This is a genomic window from Bacillus sp. JJ1521, assembly GCF_036965165.1.
Lineage (GTDB): Bacteria > Bacillota > Bacilli > Bacillales > Bacillaceae_L > Ferdinandcohnia.
In genome coordinates this window covers 1-1381 of the sequence record NZ_JBALOX010000217.1, presented here as the reverse complement: position 1 = coordinate 1381, position 1381 = coordinate 1, and the positions used below count along the sequence as shown (strand labels likewise).

Below are 1381 nucleotides of genomic sequence, written 5' to 3'. Positions count from 1 at the left end.
AGTAGTAAATCTAACTTTTGGGGGTGTTTTTATGGCCAAATATAGTGAGGAATTTAAAATAAAGCTTGTTACCGAATATTTGAATGGAAATCTTGGATACAAACGATTGGCGAGGAAATACAACTTGCCATCTGAAACACCTTTAAAAAATTGGGTAAGAGCCTATAAAACTCAAGGGATTGAAGGATTAAAACGACGAACACGGAAGGAAGCATACTCTGTTCAATTTAAATTAGATACGATACAATTTATGAAAAAGACAGGCGCTTCTTATCTGGAAACTGCTAATCAATTTAAATTAAACAATCCTTCTTTAATTAATCGCTGGATGAAAGAGTTTAATGAAAAAGGAGTAGAAGGCCTAAAACCAAAACCAAAGGGGCGACCTTCTATGTTTAAGAAACCCAATACCAATAAACAAACGAAAAAAGAAAAAAATAAGTTAACACGTGAAGCAGAGTTAGAACGTGAGAATGAACTATTGAGATTAGAAATTGCTTACTTAAAAAAGCTGAGAGCTTTTCGGGAAAATCCGAATGTCTTCCTCGAAAAGCACAAGCAAAATTGGCATTCGAATTCAAAGAAGAAGGATTCCGATTAAAGGATATTTTCCTTGTTGTGGGCATTCCTGAAGCAACCTATCATTATCATGTGAAAAATTTAGGGAAAGAAGATCCGGACTCGGAACTAAAAGAACTCATCACCCACCTATTTAAAAAGTTTCATGAACGCTATGGTTATAAACGAATCACAAAGGAATTAAAGAAATTAGGACATTGTGTTAATCATAAAAAAGTGTATCGACTTATGCGGGAACTAGGATTGAAATGTGTAAAATTTATGCGGAAATCTCGGAAATACAATTCCTATAAGGGGAAGGTTGGAAAGGTAGCGAAAAACCGTCTATCCCGCCGTTTTAATACACCTATTCCTCTTCAAAAATTAGTAACTGACATTACAGAATTCAAATGTCTAGGCGAAGAGAAGTTGTATTTAAGCCCCATCCTTGACCTTTATAATGGAGAAATTATTTCGTTTGGAATCAATAAACGTCCAACATTAGATCTTGTCATGGAACCTTTAAACGAAACGATTGAGATCATAAAGAATCACGCATTCTATCGTACTACCATCCATTCGGATCAAGGCTGGCATTACCAGCACAACCAGTGGGTGAAAACATTAAAGAAAAATAAAGTATTCCAAAGCATGTCACGTAAGGCAACCTGCGCGGACAATGCCTCAATGGAGAATTTCTTTGGCATTTTAAAGCAAGAAATGTATAACGGGGAAAAACTAGTAAGCTATGATGATTTAAAAAGAAAAATAGAAAATTATATCTACTGGTATAACAATGAACGATCAAAAGAAAAATTGACTG

The 1381-nt window shown here is 34.8% G+C and carries 2 protein-coding genes; both read left to right on the top strand.

Features of this window, described 5'->3' with window-relative positions; all coding sequences use genetic code 11:
• Window positions 1–601, top strand: a 601-nt coding sequence (locus V7147_RS22590) for a helix-turn-helix domain-containing protein (protein ID WP_335370051.1), incomplete at its 5' end; no start/stop codon positions are given.
• Window positions 487–1381: IS3 family transposase (locus tag V7147_RS22585; protein ID WP_335370052.1), on the top strand; the 895-nt coding region annotated here is incomplete at its 3' end. The genes V7147_RS22590 and V7147_RS22585, both read left to right, overlap by 115 nt.